The sequence below is a fragment of the Nocardioides oleivorans genome (genome assembly GCF_004137255.1).
Classification (GTDB): domain Bacteria; phylum Actinomycetota; class Actinomycetes; order Propionibacteriales; family Nocardioidaceae; genus Nocardioides; species Nocardioides oleivorans.
In genome coordinates this window covers 486,543-506,531 of sequence record NZ_SDWT01000001.1, presented here as the reverse complement: position 1 = coordinate 506,531, position 19,989 = coordinate 486,543, and the positions used below count along the sequence as shown (strand labels likewise).

18 protein-coding genes are annotated in these 19,989 nt (G+C 71.8%); 9 read left to right on the top strand and 9 right to left on the bottom strand.

Features of this window, described 5'->3' with window-relative positions; translation table 11 throughout:
• The first annotated feature begins 77 nt into the window (after nt 1-77).
• The 4 genes from mgrA to EUA93_RS02370 are packed head-to-tail and all read left to right on the top strand — an operon-like array spanning nt 78 to nt 4,077.
• Nucleotides 78-1,112: an L-glyceraldehyde 3-phosphate reductase gene (gene mgrA / locus EUA93_RS02385; protein WP_129398419.1), complete on the top strand. Its 1,035-nt coding sequence runs from the start codon at nt 78-80 to the stop codon at nt 1,110-1,112.
• 17 nt (nt 1,113-1,129) lie between these two features.
• Nucleotides 1,130-2,494 (top strand): FAD-dependent oxidoreductase, encoded by a 1,365-nt coding sequence (locus EUA93_RS02380; protein WP_207208587.1) that lies wholly within the window; start codon nt 1,130-1,132, stop codon nt 2,492-2,494.
• 43 nt (nt 2,495-2,537) lie between these two features.
• Entirely contained in the window at nt 2,538-3,065 is a 528-nt protein-coding gene (locus EUA93_RS02375; RefSeq protein ID WP_129398417.1) for a SigE family RNA polymerase sigma factor, read from the top strand.
• On the top strand, nt 3,058-4,077 hold the full coding sequence (locus EUA93_RS02370; RefSeq protein ID WP_129398415.1) for a hypothetical protein: 1,020 nt from the start codon (nt 3,058-3,060) through the stop codon (nt 4,075-4,077). Before EUA93_RS02375 ends, EUA93_RS02370 begins: the two co-directional genes overlap by 8 nt.
• A gap of 19 nt (nt 4,078-4,096) precedes the next feature.
• On the opposite strand, the gene EUA93_RS02365 is transcribed toward EUA93_RS02370, so the two are convergent.
• Entirely contained in the window at nt 4,097-5,356 is a 1,260-nt protein-coding gene (locus EUA93_RS02365; protein ID WP_129398413.1) for an Nramp family divalent metal transporter, read from the bottom strand.
• A gap of 61 nt (nt 5,357-5,417) precedes the next feature.
• Between EUA93_RS02365 and EUA93_RS02360 the strand changes: the two genes are divergently transcribed.
• Nucleotides 5,418-7,097, top strand: coding sequence for an ABC-F family ATP-binding cassette domain-containing protein (locus EUA93_RS02360; RefSeq protein WP_129398412.1), 1,680 nt, complete (start codon nt 5,418-5,420; stop codon nt 7,095-7,097).
• 86 nt (nt 7,098-7,183) lie between these two features.
• On the opposite strand, the gene EUA93_RS02355 is transcribed toward EUA93_RS02360, so the two are convergent.
• The 6 genes from EUA93_RS02355 to EUA93_RS02330 all read right to left on the bottom strand — a co-directional run bounded on the left by EUA93_RS02355 (nt 7,184) and on the right by EUA93_RS02330 (nt 14,901).
• Entirely contained in the window at nt 7,184-8,335 is a 1,152-nt protein-coding gene (locus tag EUA93_RS02355; RefSeq protein ID WP_129398410.1) for an acyl-CoA dehydrogenase family protein, read from the bottom strand.
• Nucleotides 8,335-9,474 (bottom strand): acyl-CoA dehydrogenase family protein, encoded by a 1,140-nt coding sequence (locus EUA93_RS02350; RefSeq protein ID WP_129398408.1) that lies wholly within the window; start codon nt 9,472-9,474, stop codon nt 8,335-8,337. The genes EUA93_RS02355 and EUA93_RS02350 overlap by 1 nt, the downstream gene beginning before the upstream one ends.
• Nucleotides 9,475-9,486: 12 nt before the next feature.
• The gene (locus EUA93_RS02345; protein ID WP_129398406.1) at nt 9,487-10,638 is read right to left on the bottom strand and encodes an acyl-CoA dehydrogenase family protein; all 1,152 of its coding nucleotides are present in this window, start codon (nt 10,636-10,638) and stop codon (nt 9,487-9,489) included.
• A 106-nt stretch (nt 10,639-10,744) separates the two neighbouring features.
• Nucleotides 10,745-12,022, bottom strand: coding sequence for a S1C family serine protease (locus EUA93_RS02340; protein WP_129398404.1), 1,278 nt, complete (start codon nt 12,020-12,022; stop codon nt 10,745-10,747).
• Between the two features lie 118 nt (nt 12,023-12,140).
• On the bottom strand, nt 12,141-13,445 hold the full coding sequence (locus EUA93_RS02335) for a citrate synthase (RefSeq protein ID WP_129398402.1): 1,305 nt from the start codon (nt 13,443-13,445) through the stop codon (nt 12,141-12,143).
• Nucleotides 13,446-13,575: 130 nt separating this feature from the next.
• Entirely contained in the window at nt 13,576-14,901 is a 1,326-nt protein-coding gene (locus tag EUA93_RS02330) for an NAD(P)/FAD-dependent oxidoreductase (RefSeq protein ID WP_242497207.1), read from the bottom strand.
• Nucleotides 14,902-15,134: 233 nt separating this feature from the next.
• Between EUA93_RS02330 and rplM the strand changes: the two genes are divergently transcribed.
• The 3 genes from rplM to glmM are packed head-to-tail and all read left to right on the top strand — an operon-like array spanning nt 15,135 to nt 17,442.
• Nucleotides 15,135-15,578, top strand: coding sequence for a 50S ribosomal protein L13 (gene rplM / locus EUA93_RS02325; RefSeq protein WP_056906648.1), 444 nt, complete (start codon nt 15,135-15,137; stop codon nt 15,576-15,578).
• Nucleotides 15,579-15,592: 14 nt separating this feature from the next.
• Nucleotides 15,593-16,093 carry a 30S ribosomal protein S9 gene (gene rpsI, locus EUA93_RS02320; RefSeq protein WP_129398398.1) on the top strand — a complete coding sequence of 167 codons (501 nt, stop codon included), beginning with the start codon at nt 15,593-15,595 and terminating at the stop codon, nt 16,091-16,093.
• Between the two features lie 2 nt (nt 16,094-16,095).
• Nucleotides 16,096-17,442 (top strand): phosphoglucosamine mutase, encoded by a 1,347-nt coding sequence (glmM, locus tag EUA93_RS02315; RefSeq protein WP_129398396.1) that lies wholly within the window; start codon nt 16,096-16,098, stop codon nt 17,440-17,442.
• Between the two features lie 4 nt (nt 17,443-17,446).
• Here glmM and EUA93_RS02310 read toward each other — a convergent pair whose 3' ends face one another.
• Nucleotides 17,447-17,803 carry a hypothetical protein gene (locus EUA93_RS02310; RefSeq protein WP_207208586.1) on the bottom strand — a complete coding sequence of 119 codons (357 nt, stop codon included), beginning with the start codon at nt 17,801-17,803 and terminating at the stop codon, nt 17,447-17,449.
• 140 nt (nt 17,804-17,943) lie between these two features.
• Between EUA93_RS02310 and EUA93_RS02305 the strand changes: the two genes are divergently transcribed.
• Nucleotides 17,944-18,933 carry a GNAT family N-acetyltransferase gene (locus EUA93_RS02305; protein ID WP_165355033.1) on the top strand — a complete coding sequence of 330 codons (990 nt, stop codon included), beginning with the start codon at nt 17,944-17,946 and terminating at the stop codon, nt 18,931-18,933.
• A gap of 24 nt (nt 18,934-18,957) precedes the next feature.
• Here EUA93_RS02305 and coaA read toward each other — a convergent pair whose 3' ends face one another.
• Nucleotides 18,958-19,926, bottom strand: a complete 969-nt coding sequence (gene coaA, locus EUA93_RS02300) for a type I pantothenate kinase (RefSeq protein ID WP_129398390.1) — start codon at nt 19,924-19,926, stop codon at nt 18,958-18,960.
• Nucleotides 19,927-19,989 lie beyond the last annotated feature (63 nt).

The window sequence follows — 19,989 nt, the reverse complement described above, 5'->3', positions numbered from 1 at the left end:
TCAGGCATCCCCCCGACACGCCTCCGGGGCCATCCCTGACCTGTGAGCAGCGGCTGCGGAACGGGCAGGATGGGGTCATGGCCTACGACGCAGCCCCCGACAGGTACGACGAATCGACCGGCATGCAGTACCGCTCGACCGGCAGGAGCGGCCTCAAGCTCCCGGTGCTGTCGCTGGGGCTGTGGCAGAACTTCGGCACCGACCGGCCCGAGGAGACCCAGCGTGCGATCCTGCGCCGGGCCTTCGACCGGGGCATCACGCACTTCGACCTCGCCAACAACTACGGCCCGCCCTACGGTCGTGCCGAGGAGAACTTCGGCCGCTACCTCAAGGACGACTTCTCGCCCTACCGCGACGAGCTGATCATCTCGACGAAGGCCGGCTGGGACATGTGGCCCGGTCCGTACGGCCAGGGTGGCGGGTCGCGGAAGTACGTCCTGGCCTCCCTCGACCAGTCGCTCGAGCGGCTCGGCCTCGACTACGTCGACATCTTCTACAGCCACCGCTTCGACCCCGACACCCCGGTCGAGGAGACGATGATGGCGCTCGACGCGGCGGTCCGCTCGGGCCGCGCGCTCTACGTCGGGATCTCGTCCTACTCCGCGGCGAAGACGAAGGAGGCCGCCGACATCGCCCGCGAGCTCGGCACGCCGCTGCTGATCCACCAGCCGTCGTACTCGCTGCTCAACCGCTGGATCGAGGGCGGCCTGCTCGACGAGCTGGAGGCCCAGGGGATGGGCTGCATCGTCTTCACCGCGCTCGCCCAGGGCCTGCTCACCGACCGCTACCTCGACGGCGTGCCGCAGGACTCGCGCGCCGCGCGGGACGACTCGACGATGACCGGGCTCGACGAGGAGACGCTCACCCGGGTGCGCAAGCTCAACGAGATCGCCCGCGAGCGCGGCCAGAAGCTCGCGCAGCTCGCGCTCCAGTGGGTGCTGCGCGACGAGCGCGTGACCAGCGCGGTCATCGGTGCCTCGAGCGTCGAGCAGCTCGACACCAACCTCGACGCGCTCGAGAGCCCGGCGTTGACCGGGGTCGAGCGTGCCGCCATCGACTCCTTCGCCGTCGAGTCGGGCATCAACCTCTGGGCGAAGCAGACCGAGGAGTGATCGGGCGGGGCGAGGGAGTGGGTCCCCAGCGGGTCGTCGTCGTCGGAGCCGACGCAGCCGGCATGTCGGCGGCGCACCAGGCGCTGCGGACGGCGAGGAGGTCCGGTCGCGAGCTGGCCGTCACGGTGCTCGACAAGGGCACCCACACGTCCTACAGCGCCTGCGGCATCCCCTACTGGATGGCCGGGGACGTCGCCAGCGGCGACGACCTGGTCGCCCGGACCGCCGACCAGCACCGCGCGGCGGGCATCGACCTCCGGCTCGGTGTCGAGGTGGTCGGCGCCGACCTCGTCGCCCGGACGGTGACCACCGCCGACGGCACGGTGGTGGAGTACGACGACCTGGTGGTCGCCAGCGGTGCCCCGGCCGTGGTGCCCGGTTGGGCGCTGCGCCCCGACGGATCTGCCTACGACGGCGTGGGCGTGGTGAAGACGCTCGACGACGGTGCCGCCTGGCTCGAGCGCTTCCGGGCCGCGGACGAGGGTGCCCGCGTGGTCGTCGTCGGCGGTGGCTACGTCGGCGTCGAGGTCGCCGAGGCGGCCCTGCGCCACGGCTTCGGCGTCACCGTCCTCACCCGGGGACGCGGCATGTCGATGCTCGAGGACGAGATGAAGGAGCGGGTCAACGCCGCCCTGCGCGACGCCGGTGCCGAGGTGGTGCTCGGCGCCGAGGTCACCGGCCTCGACACCGAGGGCGATCGCGTCACCGGTGTGCGGTGGGACGGCGGCAGCCGGCCCGCCGACCTCGTGGTGGTCGCGGTCGGCGTACGCCCGGCCACGGAGTTCCTGGCCGGGTCGGGCGTCGAGATGGCCGACAACGGCGCGCTCCGGCCCGACCCGCACGGCCGGATCGCCGAGCACCTCTGGGCGGCCGGCGACTGCTGCGAGGTGCGGCGACGGATCGACGACGCGTGGGTGTTCCGACCGCTCGGGACCTACGCCACCAAGCATGGACGTGCCCTCGGCGACAGCCTCGCCGGTGGCTCGCTCGCCTTCGACGGGATGGTCGACACCTCGATCACCCGGTTCGCGCACGGCGACACCTACCTCGAGATCGCCCGCACCGGCCTGTCGAGCGCAGAGGCGTCGGACCTCGACGTCGTCTCCCTGGTCACCGAGGGCACGACGACCACGGGTTACATGCCCGAGGCCGAGCCGATCGCGATCTGGGTGATGGCCGACCGCACGACCCGTCGGCTGCTGGGCGTGCAGGTCGCGGGCGGGCGCGGTGCCGGCAAGCGCATCGACACCGCGGCTGCGGTGCTCTGGGCCGGCGGGACCGTCGACGACCTGGCGTGGATGGACCTCGCCTACGCACCGCCGTTCTCCTCGACGTGGGAGGTCCTCGGCGTCGCGGCGCGGCGGGTGGCCGAGAGAATCTGACCCCTGCTCGCAACACGCGGCCGGGGCGCCGCGTTGGTAGGGCATGACGACGTTGATCGAGGCCGGGAGGACCCGCGTGCAGGTGCCCGACTTCGACAGCTGGGTCGCGGCCCGGGGTCCGGCCCTGCTGCGGCTGGCCTACGTCCTCACGGGCAACGCGACCGACGCCGAGGACGTCGTGCAGGACGCGCTGTCACGGGCGTTGCCGCGCTGGTCGCGGATCTCCCGCGTCGAGGACCCCGACGCCTACGTGCGCCGGATGGTCGTCAACGCCAACGTCACGCGCTGGCGCGCGTTCCGCCGGCGCGAGCTGCCGGTGGACACCGTCATCGACCGTCCCGTCCCCTCGGGCGTGGCGCCCGAGGAGCGCGACCGGCTCTGGCGCGCCTGCCGGGCTCTGCCGCCCGACCAGCGCACCGCGGTGGTGCTGCGGTTCTACGAGGACCTCGACTACGCCGAGATCGCCGCCCTGACCGGGGTGCGCGAGGGCAGCGTGCGGTCCCGCGTGTCCCGCGGGATCGCAACGCTCCGACACGAGCTCCGACACGATCTGGGAGACGACGATGAGTGACCCGACGAGCGACCTCGAGGCGCGGCTGCGCGACACCCTCGGCGAGCGCGCCGCGGCGGCCCCCGACGCGACCGGGCTGGCCGCCGGTGCGCGGCGCCGGCTGCGCCGACGTCGTACGACGCTGGCGGTGGCGACCGCGGCGGTGGTCGCCGCGTCGGTGCCGCTGGGCCTCACCGCGCTCGGCGCCGGCAGCGGGAGCGGGCCGGGGATCGCCGACGGCTCGGCGGTCGACCCGGGACCGCCGCCCGGCGTCGTGGAGACGGGCTACCGGGCGGAGTCGTGGCACGACGTGACCCTGGAGGTGCCGGTGGACTGGGGCCACGGCGGGGCCTCGGCCTGGTGCGTGGGCGGTGTCGCGGCGCCTGCGGACGCCCGCCCGGTCGTCACCCGGCCCGACACGGCGGTGGCGCGGATCGGGTGCGAGCCCGCCCACGGCTACGGCGTGACCATCGGTTCGCTGGACGGCGAGGACCCGCCCTACGCCAGCGGCGACGTCTGGCAGGCCTGGTACGAGGCGGAGGGTGCGGACTACCCCGACGGGACGTGGCTGGGCTACTGGTACGACGGCCAGGACACGGTCACGGTCGCCACGCCCGACGAGGCGCTCACCCGACGCATCGTCGACTCGGTGCGGCTGATCGACGGCGTCGACCCCAACGAGTGCCCCGTGACGCTCGGGGAGTCGGAGGCCCTGACCGGGTCGACCTCCGACTCCTTCTCGCTGTGCCGGTACGACGCGGACGACCAGCTCACCGCCAGCCGCCGGTTCATCGGGGTGGACTCGCGTGACGCCCAGGACACGATCTTCTCCGCACCGGTCCGCCGGACCGACTACGACTGCCCCGCCCCGGGCCCGCTGCCGCGGACCGCGCTGCTGTCCGGTGGCGGCTACGTCGGCACCGTGGTCACCGACGCGACCTGCGAGGGCTTCAACGGCGTGTTCGTCGGTGACGAGGTGCGTGAGGTGACCGGCGCCGTACGACGTCAGGTCGACCTCACGCGGCTGCCCTGATCGGCGCCCCGGGAGTCGTTCAGGCCCCGTCGACCGCCTTGCGCACCTCGTTGACGCACAGGACGACGAAGGCGAGCGCGCAGAGCACCATCAGCACGTTGGAGTGCAGCTTGTTGCGCCACTGGACCGGTGTGCGGTCCGTGTTGAGCAGCCACAGCAGGGTGACGGCGAGGAACGGCATGAAGAAGGCGCCGAGCACGCCGTAGGCGAGGATCAGCCAGACCGGCTTGCCGAGGAACATCATCACCATCGGCGGGAAGGTCAGCCAGAGGATGTAGATCCGGTACCACCGGCCTCCCGCGCGGGCCTCCGGGTCGTCGCTGGTGCCGCCGGTCACGTTGGTCATGAAGTCGGCGAACATCAGGCTGACGCCGTTCCACACCCCGACCAGCGACGACATCGCGGCCGCCCAGAAGCCGAGCAGGAAGAGCTTGCCGGCCCACTGGCCGTAGCGGTCCTGCAGGACCACGCCGAGGTCGACGAGGCCGGCGTCGCCGTTCTCGATCGCGACGCTCGTCGAGTAGAGCAGCTCGGCGCCGACGACGAGCGTGGCCAGTACGAAGATCCCGGTGACGACGTAGGCGACGGTGTTGTCGATGCGCATCACCCGCATGTACGTCGGGGTGGCCCAGCCCTTCTCGCGCAGCCAGTAGCCGTAGGCGGCCAGGGTGATCGTCCCGCCGACGCCACCTGCGAGGGCGAGGGTGTTCACGAGGCCGCCGTCGGGGATGCGCGGCGCGAGCCCGGTGAGCAGCTCGCCGAGGTTGGGCAGGGTCAGCAGCGCCGCGCCGACCATGGTGACGAACATGATGCCGACGAGGGCGGCCAGCACCTTCTCGAAGACGCCGTAGCGGCCGCTCCACACGAGCACCAGGCCGAGCAGGCCGGAGAGGATGCCCCACCACGTGGTCGACAGGCCGCCGGTGAGTCCGCGGAGGGCGAGGCCGGTGCCGGCCATCGCCGCGGCGCCGTACACGAACCCCCAGATCACGATGTAGGGCGCGAAGTACCACGTCGTCCACTTCCCGAGGGAGCGCCAGCCCTCGAAGATCGTCTGCCCGGTGGCCAGCGAGTAGCGACCGGCCCCCTCGACCAGCACGATCTTCATCACGCAGCCGACGACCACGCACCACAGCAGGGTGTAGCCGAACTTCTGGCCCGCGATCAGGGTGGCGACGAGGTCGGCCGCGCCGACGCCGGTGGCGGCCACCACCAGCCCGGGGCCGATGATCCGCCAGCGTGGGACCGTGGTCTGTTCTTCCGAGGTCGTCGAAGCCATGCCCTTCACCCAACCACAATCCGGGTGCGCGCCCCGCACCCGATGCCGGACAATCCTCCGCGTGGGACATGTGGACGTGGCCGGTGTGAGGTACGAGCTGCCGGACGGGCGGGTGCTGCTCGACGACGTCAGCTTCCGTGTCGGCGACGGGCAGAAGGTCGCCCTCGTGGGTGCCAACGGGGCCGGGAAGACGACGCTCCTGCGCATCGTCACCGGCGACCTGACCCCGCACGCAGGCGTGGTCACCCGCTCCGGCGGGCTGGGCGTGATGCGCCAGTTCGTCGGCCACGGCGGGGGCGAGGAGACCGTCCACGACCTGCTGCTCTCGGTGGCCCCGCCGCGGGTCCGCGCGGCCGCGGAGGCGGTCGACGCCGCCGAGCTGGCGCTGATGGACGTCGACGACGAGCGCACCCAGATGGCGTACGCCACTGCCCTGGGCGAGTACGCCGACGCCGGCGGCTACGACACCGAGGTCGTCTGGGACGTGTGCACGACGGCGTCGATGTCGCTGCCCTTCGACCGCGCGCGCCACCGGCTGCTGTCGACGCTCTCGGGCGGTGAGCAGAAGCGGCTGGTGCTGGAGTACCTCCTGCGCGGCCCCGACCAGGTGCTGCTGCTCGACGAGCCCGACAACTACCTCGACGTGCCCGGCAAGATCTGGCTCGAGGAGCGGATCCGCGAGTCGGCCAAGACGATCCTGTTCATCAGCCACGACCGCGAGCTGCTCAACAACACCGCGACCCGCATCGTCACCGTCGAGCTCGGCAGCGCCGGCAACCTCGTGTGGACGCACCCGGGAGGCTTCGCGAGCTACCACGAGGCGCGGAGCGACCGCTTCGAGCGCTTCGAGGAGATGCGCCGCCGCTGGGACGAGGAGCACGCCAAGATCAAGGCGCTCGTGCTCAGGCTGAAGATCAAGTCGGAGTACAACGACGGCATGTCCTCGCAGTACCGCGCGGCCCAGACGCGGTTGAAGAAGTTCGAGGACGCCGGGCCGCCGATGGAGCAGCCGCGTGAGCAGCAGGTCACCATGCGCCTCAAGGGCGGCCGCACGGGCAAGCGCGCCGTCGTCGCGACCGGCCTCGAGCTGACCGGGCTGATGAAGCCGTTCGACCTCGAGGTCTGGTACGGCGAGCGGGTGGCCGTGCTCGGCTCCAACGGGTCCGGCAAGTCGCACTTCCTCCGGCTCCTCGCGGCCGGCGGCAGCGACCCCGACATCGAGCACCAGCCCGTCGGCGACCCACCGGCCCCGGTGCCGCACACCGGCAACGCCAAGCTCGGCGCGCGGGTGCGGCCCGGCTGGTTCGTGCAGACGCACGCCCACCCCGAGCTCGTGGGCCGCACGCTGCTGGAGATCCTGCACCGCGGCGACGACCACCGTGACGGGATGGGCCGCGAGGCGGCGAGCCGGGTGCTCGACCGCTACGAGCTCGCCCATGCCGGCGAGCAGGCCTTCGAGTCGCTGAGCGGCGGTCAGCAGGCGCGGTTCCAGATCCTGCTGCTCGAGCTGTCCGGCGCCACCCTGCTGCTCCTCGACGAGCCCACCGACAACCTCGACGTGCAGTCGGCCGAGGCGCTGGAGGCAGGTCTCGAGGCCTTCGAGGGCACGGTCCTCGCGGTCACCCACGACCGCTGGTTCGCCCGCGGCTTCGACCGGTTCCTGGTCTACGGCGCCGACGGCGAGGTCTACGAGTCGCCCGGCCCGGTCTGGGACGAGGGACGCGTGAGCCGCGCGCGGTGACGCACAGTGCGGTGCCAATGACGCTCATGCCGCGTCAGGAGGACCGCACAGCGGCAGGGTCCCCGCACGGGGGAGTCCGGCCACCCTCAGGTGAAGGCGTTGATCCCGGTCTCGGCGCGCCCGATGAGCAGCTTCTGGATCTGTGAGGTGCCCTCGTAAAGGGTCATCACCCGGGCGTCGCGGAGGTACTTCGCGACCGGGAAGTCGTCGACGTAGCCCGCCCCGCCGTGCACCTGGATCGCGTTGTTGGCGGCGCGGACGGCGGCCTCGGAGGCGAAGAGCTTCGCCTTCGACGCGGCGGTCCCGTAGGGCTCGCCACGGTCGATCAGGTCGGCGCAGCGCCACGCGAGCAGCCGGGCGGCGTCGGCGTCGACGGAGATGTCGGCGATCATGTCCTGCACGAGCTGGAACGACGCGATCGGTTTGCCGAACTGGGTGCGCTCGACGGAGTACGCCACCGACGCCTCGAGGCAGCCCTGCACGATGCCGACGCAGCCGGAGGCCACCGCGAGGCGCCCCTTGTCGAGGGTGCCCATCGCGATCTTGAAGCCCTGGCCGACCTCGCCGAGCCGCGCCGAGTCCGGGACCCGTACGTCGTCGAGGAACAGTTCGGCGGTCGCCTGGCCGCGCAGCCCCAGCTTGTTCCTCACCTCGCGGGCGCGGAAGCCGGGGGAGTCGGTCGGCACGAGGAACGCCGTCACGCCGCGCGGGCCGTCGTCGCTGGTGCGGGCGAAGACGAGCGCGACGTCGGCCCAGGTGCCGTTGGTGATGAAGAGCTTCTGCCCGGAGACCACCCAGTCGTCACCGTCGCGGGTGGCGCGGGAGGTGAGGTTGCCGGCATCGGACCCGGTGCCGGGCTCGGTGAGCCCGAAGCAGCCGAGCTTCGTTGCCGAGGCCAGCGCCGGCAGCCACTCCTGCTTCTGCTCCTCGGTGCCGTGGAAGAGGATCGACTTGCCGACCAGCCCGCTGCTCACCGACACGATCCCACGGAGCGCGGAGTCGGCACGGCCGAGCTCCTCCATGGCGAGCGAGTAGGTGACGTAGTCGCCGCCGACGCCGCCGTACTCCTCGGGGATCGTCAGCCCGAAGAAGCCGAGCTCGGCCATCTTCGGCACGATCGCGAGGTCGACGGACTCGTCGTGGTCCCACTGCATGCGGTGCGGGACGGCCTCGCGCTCGAGGAAGTCGCGCGCCAGCGCCCGGAAGGCCTGCTGCTCCTCCGTGAGCGAGAGGTCCACTAGAGCGCCTCGACCAGCTCGTGGTCGTCGACGCGGGCGGCCAGTCGCGTGAGGTGGTGCGAGCCGTTGCCGAGCCACTGCTCGAGGACGGTGAGGTGCGCCGTGCCGACTCCGACGGCGTACTCCGCGGTCATCCCGATGCCGCCGTGCAGCTGGATCGCCTCCTGGCCGATGTGTCGCCCGGACCGGCTGACCTGCAGGCCGACCCGGTCGGCCGCCTCCGCCACGGCCTCGGGGTCGCCACCGGCGATCGTCATGGTCGCCCAGTCGACGAGGCTCTGGGCGAGCTCGAGCGAGACGTACATGTCGGCGGCCCGGAAGGTCAGCGCCTGGAAGGTGTTGAGCGTGACCCCGAACTGCTTGCGGGACTTGAGGTAGTCGGTCGTCGCCCTGACCTGGGTCTGCATCACGCCGAGCGCCTGGTTGGCGCCCATGATGCGGGTCAGGTCGCTGATCGTGGCGATGCTCGCGGCCAGGTCGCGCCCCGGCTCGCCGAGGGGAGTGGCCGCGCTGCCGGCGAAGGTCACGCTCGCGGCACGGGTGAGGTCGGCGGTCGCGTAGCCGGCTCGCACGACGTCGTCGGAGGCGACGAGGAAGACCCCGGTGCCGCCGTCGTCGGGCAGGGCGGCCGTCACGACGAGCACGTCCGCGGACTCGCCGCCGACCACCGGGTCGGCCACGCCGTCGAGCGTCCAGGTGTCGCCGTCGGCGGAGGCACGCACGCCGTCCGCGCGCGAGGCCCAGCGCCCGCCGGGGGAGGTGTCGGCCGCGGCAAGCACGAGCTCGCCGGCACTGAGCCGCCCCAGCAGGTCGGCCTTCTGCTCGGCGGTGCCGACGGCGGCCACGAGGCCGCCGGCGTGCACGACCGAGGCGAGGTAGGGCTCGGGCGCGAGCACCCGGCCGAGCTCCTGGCACACGATGCCGATCTCGACCGGCCCGGCGCCGACGCCTCCGTCGGCCTCGCTGAAGGGCAGCCCGAGGACGCCCATCTCGGCCAGCCGGCCCCACAGGGCACGGTCGAAGCCCGGCTCCTCGGCCACCGTGCGGCGCCGCGCCTCGTGGTCGGCGTACGCGCCCTTGAGGAGGCCGCGGACGGCCTCGCGGAGCGCCTGCTGCTCGTCGTCGTAGGTGAAGTCCATGTCGCGCTCTCCTCAGAGTCCCAGGATGGTGCGGCTGATGATCTGGCGCTGGATCTCGTTGGAGCCGCCGTAGATCGAGGCCTTGCGGAGGTTGAGGTAGGTCGGTGCGGCCCGCCTCGCCCAGCCCTCCTGCGGTGAGTCGTCGTCGGCGCGTGCGGCCAGCGATGCCGGCCCGGCGAGCTCGACGGCGAGCTCGCTGACGGCCTGCTGGAGCACGGTGCCCTGCAGCTTCAGCACCGACGACGCCGGGTGCGGCGCCCCGTCGGTGGAGTTCGCCACGACGCGCAGGGCGGTGAGCTCGAGCGCGAGCAGGTCGTTCTCCAGCTCGGCGACGCGCGCACGGACGAGCGGGTCCTGCATCTGGTCGGCGGCGTTCTGCTTGAGGGTCGCGAGCGCCCGCTTGGTCGCGCCGACCGGGGCCACCCCGACGCGCTCGTTGCCCAGCAGGAACTTGGCCTGCGTCCAGCCGCTGTTGACCTCGCCGACCATGTTCTCCCCGGGCACCCGGACGTCGGTGAACCACACCTCGTTGACCTCGTGGCCGCCGTCGATCAGCTCGATCGGGCGGACCTCGACGCCGGGCGTGGTCATGTCGATGAGCAGCATCGAGATGCCCTGCTGCTTCTTCACCTCGGGGTCGGTGCGCACGAGCGTGAAGATCCAGTCGCCGTGCTGGCCGAGGGTGGTCCACGTCTTCTGCCCGTTGACGACCCAGTCGTCGCCGTCGCGCACGGCGCTCGTGCGCAGGCTCGCCAGGTCGGAGCCCGCGTCGGGCTCGGAGAAGCCCTGCGACCACCAGATGTCGAGGTTGGCGGTGTCGGGCAGGAAGCGCTGCTTCTGCTGCTCGCTGCCGAACTGCGCGATCACCGGCCCGATCATCGAGGCGTTGAAGGCCAGCGGCAGAGGCACCCCGGCGCGCTGCATCTCCTCGTGCCACAGGTGTCGCTGGAGCTCGGACCAGTCCTGGCCGCCCCACTCGGTCGGCCAGTGCGGCACGGCCAGGCCCTCGGCGTTGAGGACCTGCTGGCTCTCCACGATCTGGTCGCGGGTCAGGTGACGACCCTCGAGCACGGTGTCGCGGATCTCCTGCGGCACCTGGGTCGTGAAGAACTCCCGCATGCGGTCGCGGAACTCGGCGTCGGACGGGCTCAGCTCGAGCTGCATGTGACTCCCCTCTGGTGGACCGGCAGGAGACGGACCAGGCCGGCCGCACCATCATGGCGCGACCGGCCTGAGCCGTGCGACGGAGACCCCCCGGAAGGAGGAGGGGTCAGCCGTTCGCGGAGGTGGCGTCGGAGTCGAGCACGAGGTCCGCGCTCTGCTCCTTGCCGCCGCTGGTCCAGGTGACGCTGACGGTGTCGCCCGGACGGTAGGAGCGGATCGTGGCGACGAGGGAGTCGGCGCTGGTGATGCGCTGGTCGTCGACCTTGGTGATCACGTCGCCCGAGGCCAGTCCGCCCTTCTGGGCGGTCGAGCCCGCGGACACGTCGGACACGACGGCGCCGGCCTCGTCGGTGGTCTGCGGTTCGCCTACCTGGATGCCGAGGCGGGCGTGGGTCGGGGTCTCGCCCTTGGCCATCTGGTCGACGATCGGCATGACCTCGTCGATCGGGATCGCGAAGCCCAGGCCGATCGAGCCCGACTGCGACTGCGTGCTCGACGAGGCGGTGCGGATCGAGGAGTTGATGCCGATCACGGCGCCGGTCATGTCGACGAGCGGGCCACCGGAGTTGCCGGGGTTGATCGCCGCGTCGGTCTGGATCGCGGGGTACGTCGTGGAGTTGCCCTGGTCGTCGGAGCCGACGTTGACCGGACGGTCCAGCGCGCTGACGATGCCGCTGGTGACGGTCGCGTCGAGGCCGAAGGGCGAGCCGATGGCGACCACGCCCTCGCCGACGCCGAGGTTGGCCGACTTGCCGATCGTGGCGGGCGTCAGGCCGGACACGTCCGTGGCCTTGATCACGGCGGTGTCGGTGAGCGGGTCGGTGCCGAGGATCTCGGCGTCCGCGCTGGTGCCGTCGGAGAAGTCGACCTTGATCGTGCCGCCGGTCCCGGCCACCTCCACCACGTGGTTGTTCGTGAGGATCGTGCCGTCGGCGGTGAGGATGATGCCGGAGCCGGAGCCTTCGCCCTCCTGGCCGGCCACGTCGATCTTCACCACGCTCGGGAGCACCTTCTGGGCCACCGACTCCACCGAGCCGTCGGTGACGGGTGCCTGGGTCTGGGAGACCTGCGACGTCGCGACCTGGTCGGCCTGCGAGGTGCCGGCGGGGTCGTCGTGGGTGGCGTCCCAGAAGGCGGCACCACCGATGCCGGCACCGGCGCCGAAGACGAGCGAGGTCGCCACGACAGCGGCGGCGAGGCCGGTACGACGACGCTTCCGCGGCTCGGCGGGACGGGGCGGAGCGGCGAGCCCACCGCCACCGGACTGGTCGCCACCGGACCACCCGGCAGGAGCCTGCTGGAAGGGGTTCTGCTGGGGGGCGTGCTGGGGGTGCTGCTGGGGACCCTGATCGGAGGGCTGGTAGGGGCTCTGTCCGTCGCTCATGTCTTCGAGGTTGCGCCGCGACCCTGTGGATGCCCTGAGAAGCGGCTGGGAAGGTCCGGAGATGTCGGAAGCCCCCGGCCGTGGCCGGGGGCTTCCAGGAGGTGCTGCGGGCTCTGGGTCAGGCCCAGCGCTCGGAGGCGGCCGCGAAGGTGAGCTGGCGGTCGCCGGTGTAGATCTGCTTCGGGCGGGCGATCTTCTGGTCCTTGTCCTGCACCAGCTCGGCCCACTGCGCCAGCCAGCCCGGCGTACGACCGATGGCGAAGAGCACGGTGAACATCTCCGGCGGGAACTGGAAGGCCTCGTAGATCAGGCCCGAGTAGAAGTCCACGTTGGGGTAGAGCTTGCGCTTGACGAAGTACTCGTCCTCGAGCGCGATCTTCTCCAGCTCCTTGGCGATCTCGAGGAGCGGGTTGACCCCGGTGACCTCGAAGACGTCGTCGCAGGCCTTCTTGATGATCGTGGCGCGCGGGTCGAAGTTCTTGTAGACCCGGTGGCCGAACCCCATCAGGCGCTCGTTGCCGTTCTTCACGCCCTCGATGAAGGCGGGGATGTTCTCCTTGCTGCCGATGCGCTTGAGCATCCGCAGCACGGCCTCGTTGGCGCCACCGTGCAGCGGGCCGTAGAGGGCGCCGACGCCGGCCGCGACGGCCGAGTACGGGTCGACCTGCGAGGAGCCGACGGAGCGGACCGCGTTGGTCGAGCAGTTCTGCTCGTGGTCGGCGTGCAGGATGAAGAGCACGTCGAGCGCCTTGACCAGGCGGGGGTCGGCCTCGAACTTCGACTCGCTCATCTTGAAGAGCATCGAGAGGAAGTTGGCGGTGTAGCCGAGGTCGTTGTCAGGGTAGACGTAGGGCTTGCCCTGCGCGTGGCGGAACGACCAGGCGCCGAGGGTCGGCATCTTCGCGATCATGCGGACGATCTGCATGTGGCGGTTGTCCGCGTCGCTGATGTTGCGGGCGTCGGGGTAGAACGTCGACAGCGCGCCGACCGAGGCCATCAGCATGCCCATCGGGTGGGCGTCGTAGCGGAAGCCCTGCATGAAGGTCTTCACGTTCTCGTGCACGAACGTGTGGTAGGTGATCTCGTGCACCCACGTGTCGTACTGCTCCTTCGTGGGCAGCTCACCGTGGATGAGGAGGTAGGCCACCTCGAGGAAGTTGGACTTCTCGGCGAGCTGCTCGATCGGGTACCCGCGGTACTCGAGGATGCCCTTGTCGCCGTCGATGAAGGTGACGGCCGAGCGGCACGACGCGGTGTTCACGAACCCCGGGTCGTAGGTCGCGAGACCCGGCTCGTCGTCGGTGAGGCGGATCTGCCCCAGGTCCTTGGCCGCGATCGTGTTGTCGGTGATCGCGAGGTCGTACGTCTGACCGGTCCGGTTGTCGGTGACAGTCAGGGAATCCTTGGCCGCAACGTCGGTCACGTCGGCTCCTGTTCACTACGTCTGTGTACGTGTAGGTACGTCTTCAGGTCACCTCAACTTAGTCCGGGCCGTCACGGCGCTGCCACTCAGGTGTCCACCTTGAGACCCGACCCCTACTTCAGTACGACGGTCAGCGGCCCGCCACCCGGTTGGCGACGCGGGCGATCCGGCTGGTGCTGCCCAGCCCCGCGTCCTCCCGCCGGTCGGCGGCGCGGTAGAGGCGGTAGAGCGCGTGCACGCCGAGCCACCTGAGCGGCTCCGGCTCCCAGCGGCGCACGTCGTGGCCGGTCCACGGCAGCGCGGTCAGGTCGGTGCTGCGACCCAGCACCAGGTCACGCAGCGTGCGCCCGGCGAGGTTGGTCGCGGTGAGGCCCGAGCCGACGTAGCCACCAGCGTGGCCGAGCCCCGTCGCGGCGTCGAAGGAGACGCTCGCGCTCCAGTCGCGCGGCACGCCGAGCACGCCGCACCAGGCGTGGTCGAGCCGGATGCCGTCGAGGGCGGGGAAGAGGGAGGTGAGCGTCGAGCGCAGCGACTCGACCGTCCGGTCCTGGGTGCGGCCGTCGACGTCGGTGCGGGAGCCGAAGCGGTACGGCACCCCGCGTCCGCCGAGCGCGATCCGGCCGTCGGCGGTGCGCTGGGCGTAGCAGTAGGCGTGCGCCTCGTCGCCGAGGAGCTCCTCGCCCGCCCACCCGACGGCGTCCCACTGGGCGTCGGTCAGCGGGGCGGTGACCACGATCGCGGAGTTCATCGGCAGCCAGTCGCGGCGGTGGCCGGCGAGCCCGGCGGTGAACCCCTCCAGGCACCGCAGCACGACCGGCGCCCGGACGGTGCCTCGCTCGGTGCGCACGACCCCGGGCCCGACCGACGTCACGCGCGTGCCCTCGTGGATCCGCACGCCGCGCTCGCGCACGACGCGGGCGACCCCGGAGACCAGCTTCGCGGGGTGGACCCGCGCGCAGTCGGGGTCGTGGTGGCCCGTCAGCGCACCGGCGACCCTGATCCGGGCGGCCACCTGGTCGGCGTCGAGCTCGCCGCCGAGCCGGCCCGCCTGCGCCTGCGAGCGGGCGACGTAGAGCACGCCGCTGCGCACGATGTCGGCGTCGATGCCCTCCCGCGCCGCGACGGCGACGACCTCGTCGACGCTCGCGCGCAGCTCGGCCCGGAGCCGCTCGACGCCGGCCTCGCCCGCCACGGCGGCGTACGTCGTCGCGCTGCCGGCCAGCTCCGAAGACAGCCAGCCGCCGTTGCGCCCCGACGCCCCGAAGCCGGCGAACTCCGCCTCGAGCACGCGGATGTCGAGGGAGGGGTCGGCCTCGTGGAGGTAGTACGCCGTCCAGAGGCCTGTGAGGCCCCCGCCGACGATGGCGACGTCGCAGCCCGTGTCACCCTGGAGCCGGTCGGTGGGGGAGGGCAGCCCGACCTGCTGCCACCAGAAGGACACTCCGCCGTTGAGCACGGGCCCATCATGGCCCCGCGCCGTTTTGACCCTCCCGCTCGGCGCGCCGTACTCTTGCTGGTCGCGACTCCTGCCGCGTCCACCTCCTCCGGTCGTGGGTGCAGATCCGGACGTCATCCCTCGTCTCGCCAGTCGAGCGGGGGAGCGAACCGGGCCGTGTTCGTCAGAAGTCGCAGCAGTACTCCGTCCCTCGTCCGAGGGGTGGGACCAACGAACCAGAACGGGATACCGCCGTGCGCACGTACAGCCCCAAGCCCGCTGACATCCAGCGTGAGTGGCTCGTCATCGACGCCACCGACGTGGTCCTGGGCCGCCTCGCCGTCCAGACCGCGAACCTCCTCCGCGGCAAGCACAAGCCGACCTTTGCTCCTCACATGGACATGGGCGACTTCGTGATCATCGTGAACGCCTCGAAGGTGTCGCTGTCGGGGACCAAGAAGACCACCAAGATGGCGTACCGCCACTCCGGCTACCCGGGCGGCCTCTCGGCCACCCCGTTCGGCGAGCTCCTCGAGAAGGACCCGCGCAAGGCGATCGAGAACGCCGTGTGGGGCATGCTCCCGAAGAACAAGCTCGGTCGCCAGATGCTGAAGAAGCTGAAGGTCTACGGAGGCCCCGACCACCCGCACCTGGCCCAGCAGGCCACCCCGTTCGAGATCTCGCAGATCTCCCAGTGACTGAGGACTCACAGATGACTGAGAACAGCACCGAGGTCGAGGAGACCTTCGAGACCGACGCCGACGGCGTTGCCTACACGTCCGAGAGCGACGCCTCGGCCGACACCCCCGCCCGCCCGGCCACCATCGCGCCCGGCGCGGCGACCGGCCGTCGCAAGGAGGCCGTCGCCCGCGTGCGCATCGTCCCCGGCACCGGCGAGTGGACCATCAACGGTCGCTCGATGGACAGCTACTTCCCGAACAAGCTGCACCAGCAGATCGCCAACGAGCCGTTCGTCGAGCTGCAGCTCGAGGGCCGCTTCGACGTGATCGCCCGCATCCACGGCGGCGGCATCGCCGGTCAGGCCGGCGCCCTGCGCCTCGGCGTGGCCCGCTCGCTCAACGGCATCGACGTCGAGGCCAACCGCCCGGCGCTAAAGAAGGCCGGACTGCTCACCCGCGACGCCCGCGTCGTCGAGCGCAAGAAGGCTGGCCTCAAGAAGGCCCGCAAGGCGAGCCAGTTCAGCAAGCGCTGACCTTGCCGCGACTCTTCGGCACGGACGGGGTCCGGGGCCTGGCGAACGCAGATCTCACTGCGGAGCTGGCCCTGGACCTCTCCGTCTGTGCAGCACATGTCCTGGCCGACCGCGGCGAGTTCGAGGGGCACCGTCCCCTCGCCGTGGTGGGTCGGGACACGCGCATCTCCGGGCAGTTCCTCGAGTCGGCGGTCGTCGCCGGCCTCGCGTCGGCGGGCGTCGACGTGCTCCTGCTGGGCGTGCTGCCCACGCCCGGCGTGGCCTACATGACCGACCGGCTCGGCGCCGACCTCGGCGTGATGCTGTCGGCCTCGCACAACCCGATGCCCGACAACGGCATCAAGTTCCTCGCGCGCGGCGGGCACAAGCTCGACGACGCGATCGAGATCGCGATCGAGCGCCGGATGGGCGAGCCCTGGGACCGGCCCACCGGCGGCGGCGTCGGCCGGGTCAAGGTCTACGACACCGCGGTGGAGGAGTACGCCGCCCACCTCGAGAGCACGATCACCCACCCGCTCGTCGGGCTGAAGGTCGTCCTCGACTGCGCCGAGGGTGCCGCCCACGCGGCGGGCCCCCGCGCGCTGGAGGACGCCGGTGCCACGGTCATCGCGATCCACGCCGATCCCGACGGCCTCAACATCAACGACAACTGCGGGTCCACCCACCTCGGTGACCTGCAGGCCGCCGTCCTCGAGCACGGCGCGCAGGCCGGCTTCGCCCTCGACGGCGACGCCGACCGCTGCCTGGCGGTGGACGCCGAGGGCAACGTCGTCGACGGCGACCAGATCCTCGCGATCCTGTCACTCTCGCTCCTCGAGCAGGGCCGCCTCGCCAAGGACACCGTCGTCGCGACGGTGATGAGCAACCTCGGCTTCGTGCAGGCACTCAAGGCCAACGGGGTCGGCGTGCGCCAGACGAAGGTCGGCGACCGCTACGTCCTCGAGGCGATGAAGGTCTCCGGCTACAACCTCGGCGGCGAGCAGTCGGGGCACGTCATCCTCAGCGACCACGCCACCACCGGCGACGGCATCCTCACCACGCTGCACGTCATGGAGCGGATGGCCACGACCGGCAGGACCCTGGCCGAGCTCGCGTCCGTGATGACGCGCCTGCCGCAGGTGCTGCTCAACGTCCCCGGCGTCGACAAGTCGCGCGCCGACGACGACGCCGTGGTCGCCGCGGCGGTCGCGGAGGAGGAGGCGGCGCTCGGCGAGCGCGGCCGGATCCTGCTCCGCCCGTCCGGCACCGAGCCGATCGTGCGCGTGATGGTCGAGGCGCCCACCCAGGACGAGGCGCAGGTCGTCGCGACCCGGCTCGCCGACGTGGTCAAGCGCCAGCTGTCGCTCTAGTCGCTCAGTCCTGCTCGTCCCGCAGCCGGCTCAGCCGGCCGGCCGCCTGGCGCGCTGCCGCCGCGCGCTCGGGGACCGAGCAGGCATAGGCGCGCCCGGCCTCCCTGAGCGAGGCGATCTCCGCGTCGAGGACGGCGACCTCGTCGGCGTCGCTGAGCACGCGTCGCGGGGCCTCGGTGGCCCCGACGCCGATCGGGGCGTCCTCGAGCGCGCCCGCGGTGGCCTCGGCGGGGACGGCCTCGGCGTTCTCCAGCGCGGCGAGCGCCGTGCGCAGGGTCGACACGGTCTCGGCGTCCCTGGCCCTGCGGGCCTCGAGCAGCGCCCGGCGCAGCCGTGAGCGGAGCGGGGAGTCGGTGGTCACGGGCTCCACCCTGCCGGTCCGTCGCCGGGCCCGCACCCGGATATCTGAGGACGTGGTGGACGGGCCGGACCGGAGATCACGTCCACCACGTCCTCAGATATCGGGTGCGGCGGTCGGACGGGCGTCGCTACGGTCGGGCCGTGGTCGACATCGAGCAGATCAACCCTCGCAACCTGGCCGCGCTCCGCGCGTGGTGGGAGGTCGGGCAGGCGGCGACGGCGTACCGCCCCGGCACGCCGTGGCCGGCCTGGGAGACGAGCCGGGTCGCGCTGCCCGCGGACAACCCCGAGCGCGGGGTGACGCTGATCGGCGCGATCGACGGCCGGGAGATGGTCGGCGCGGCGATCCTCATCAGGCCGCTGGAGGAGAACCTCCACACGGCCACGGCCATCGTGTACGTCCGCCCCGACCGCACGCGCGAGGGCATCGGGCGGCGGCTGGCCGAGGAGCTCGAGGTCGTCGCGGCCGGCGACGGACGTACGACGCTGCAGAGCGAGGCCTACCTGCCGCCCGACGGGTCGGGGGGCGCGTCCGAGGCCTTCGCGTCGGCGATGTCGTACGCCGTCGCGAGCCGGGAGTCGATCAAGGAGCTCGCCCTCGAGGACTACGCGACGCGGCGACCGGACCTCGACGTGCCGGTGCCCGAGGGCTACCGGGTCGTCACCTTCGACACCGTCTGCCCCGAGGAGCACCTCGAGTCCTACGGCCGGCTGCTCGGGATGCTGCTGTCGGAGGTGCCGCTCGGCGACCTCGACCTCGAGGACTCCGCCTGGACGCCGGAGCGGGTCCGCGCGGCCGAGAGCCGGCTGACCGGGATCGGCCGGCACATGCACACCGCGCTCGCGATCGCCCCGGACGGCTCGGTCGCCGGGGTGTCCGACGTGCGCATCGACGAGAGTGACCCGGTGCACGGCCAGGTCGGGATCACGATCGTCGACCCGGCCCACCGCGGCCGCCGGCTCGGGCTCGTGCTGAAGCTCGCGACCCACGACCTGGCGGTGGCGACGTACCCCTCCCTCGTCTCCGTCGACACCTCCAACGCCGAGGTCAACACGTGGATGAACGCCGTGAACGAGGCCCTCGGCTACCGCACGATCGAGACCCTCCTCGAGCTCCAGAAGCGGCTCTGACGCCAGTCCCCGCCCGCCTCCCCCTCAGAGCTTGCGGAGGCGGACGTAGCGGACCGAGTGGTCGGCGTCCTTGCGGAGGACCAGGTTGGCGCGGGAGCGGGTGGGTGCGACGTTCTGGACGAGGTTGGGCTCGTTGATCGACTCCCAGATGCGGGAGGCCTGGTCGACGGCCTCGTCGTGGGAGAGCGCGGCGTACTTGCGGAAGTACGACGCGGGGTCGCGGAAGGCGGTCTCGCGCAGGCGGAGGAAGCGGTCGACGTACCAGCGGCGGATGTCGGTGAGCGCGGCGTCGACGTAGACGGAGAAGTCGAAGAAGTCGCTGACCGCGAGGCCGGTGCGGCCGTCGTCGCGCACGCGCGCCGGCTGCAGGACGTTGAGGCCCTCGACGATGACGATGTCGGGACGCTTGACCACGACCTTCTCGTCGGGCAGCACGTCGTAGACGAGGTGGGAGTAGATCGGCGCCTCGACCTCGTCCTTGCCGGACTTGATGTCGATGACGAACTTCAGCAGCGCCTTGCGGTCGTAGGACTCCGGGAAGCCCTTGCGGTGCAGGATCCCGCGGCGCTCGAGCTCGGCGTTGGGGAGCAGGAAGCCGTCGGTCGTGACGAGCGCGACGTTGGGGTGCTCGGGCCAGTGGGCCAGCATCTGCTGCAGCACGCGTGCGGTGGTCGACTTGCCGACCGCGACCGACCCGGCGAGGCCGATCACGAACGGCGTGCGCGGCGGGGTGACGCGGTGCAGGAACTCCTCCTGCTCGCGGTGGAGGCGGGAGTTGCCGGCGACGTAGAGGCTGAGGAGCCGCGAGAGCGGGAGGTAGACCTGCTCGATCTCGCGCAGGTCGAGCTGGTCGCCGAGGCCGCGCAGGCGGACGACCTCCTCCGGCGTGAGCGACGTCTCCGCCGTGCCGGCGAGCTGGGCCCACGCGGCACGCTCGAGCTCGACGTAGGGGGAGACCTCTCCGCCATGGGCGGACGACGAGGCCTCGGACATGGGTGCGATTGTGGCACCGCGCCGCGGCGTCGTGGCGGGAGGCCTGCCGATAGACTTCCCGGT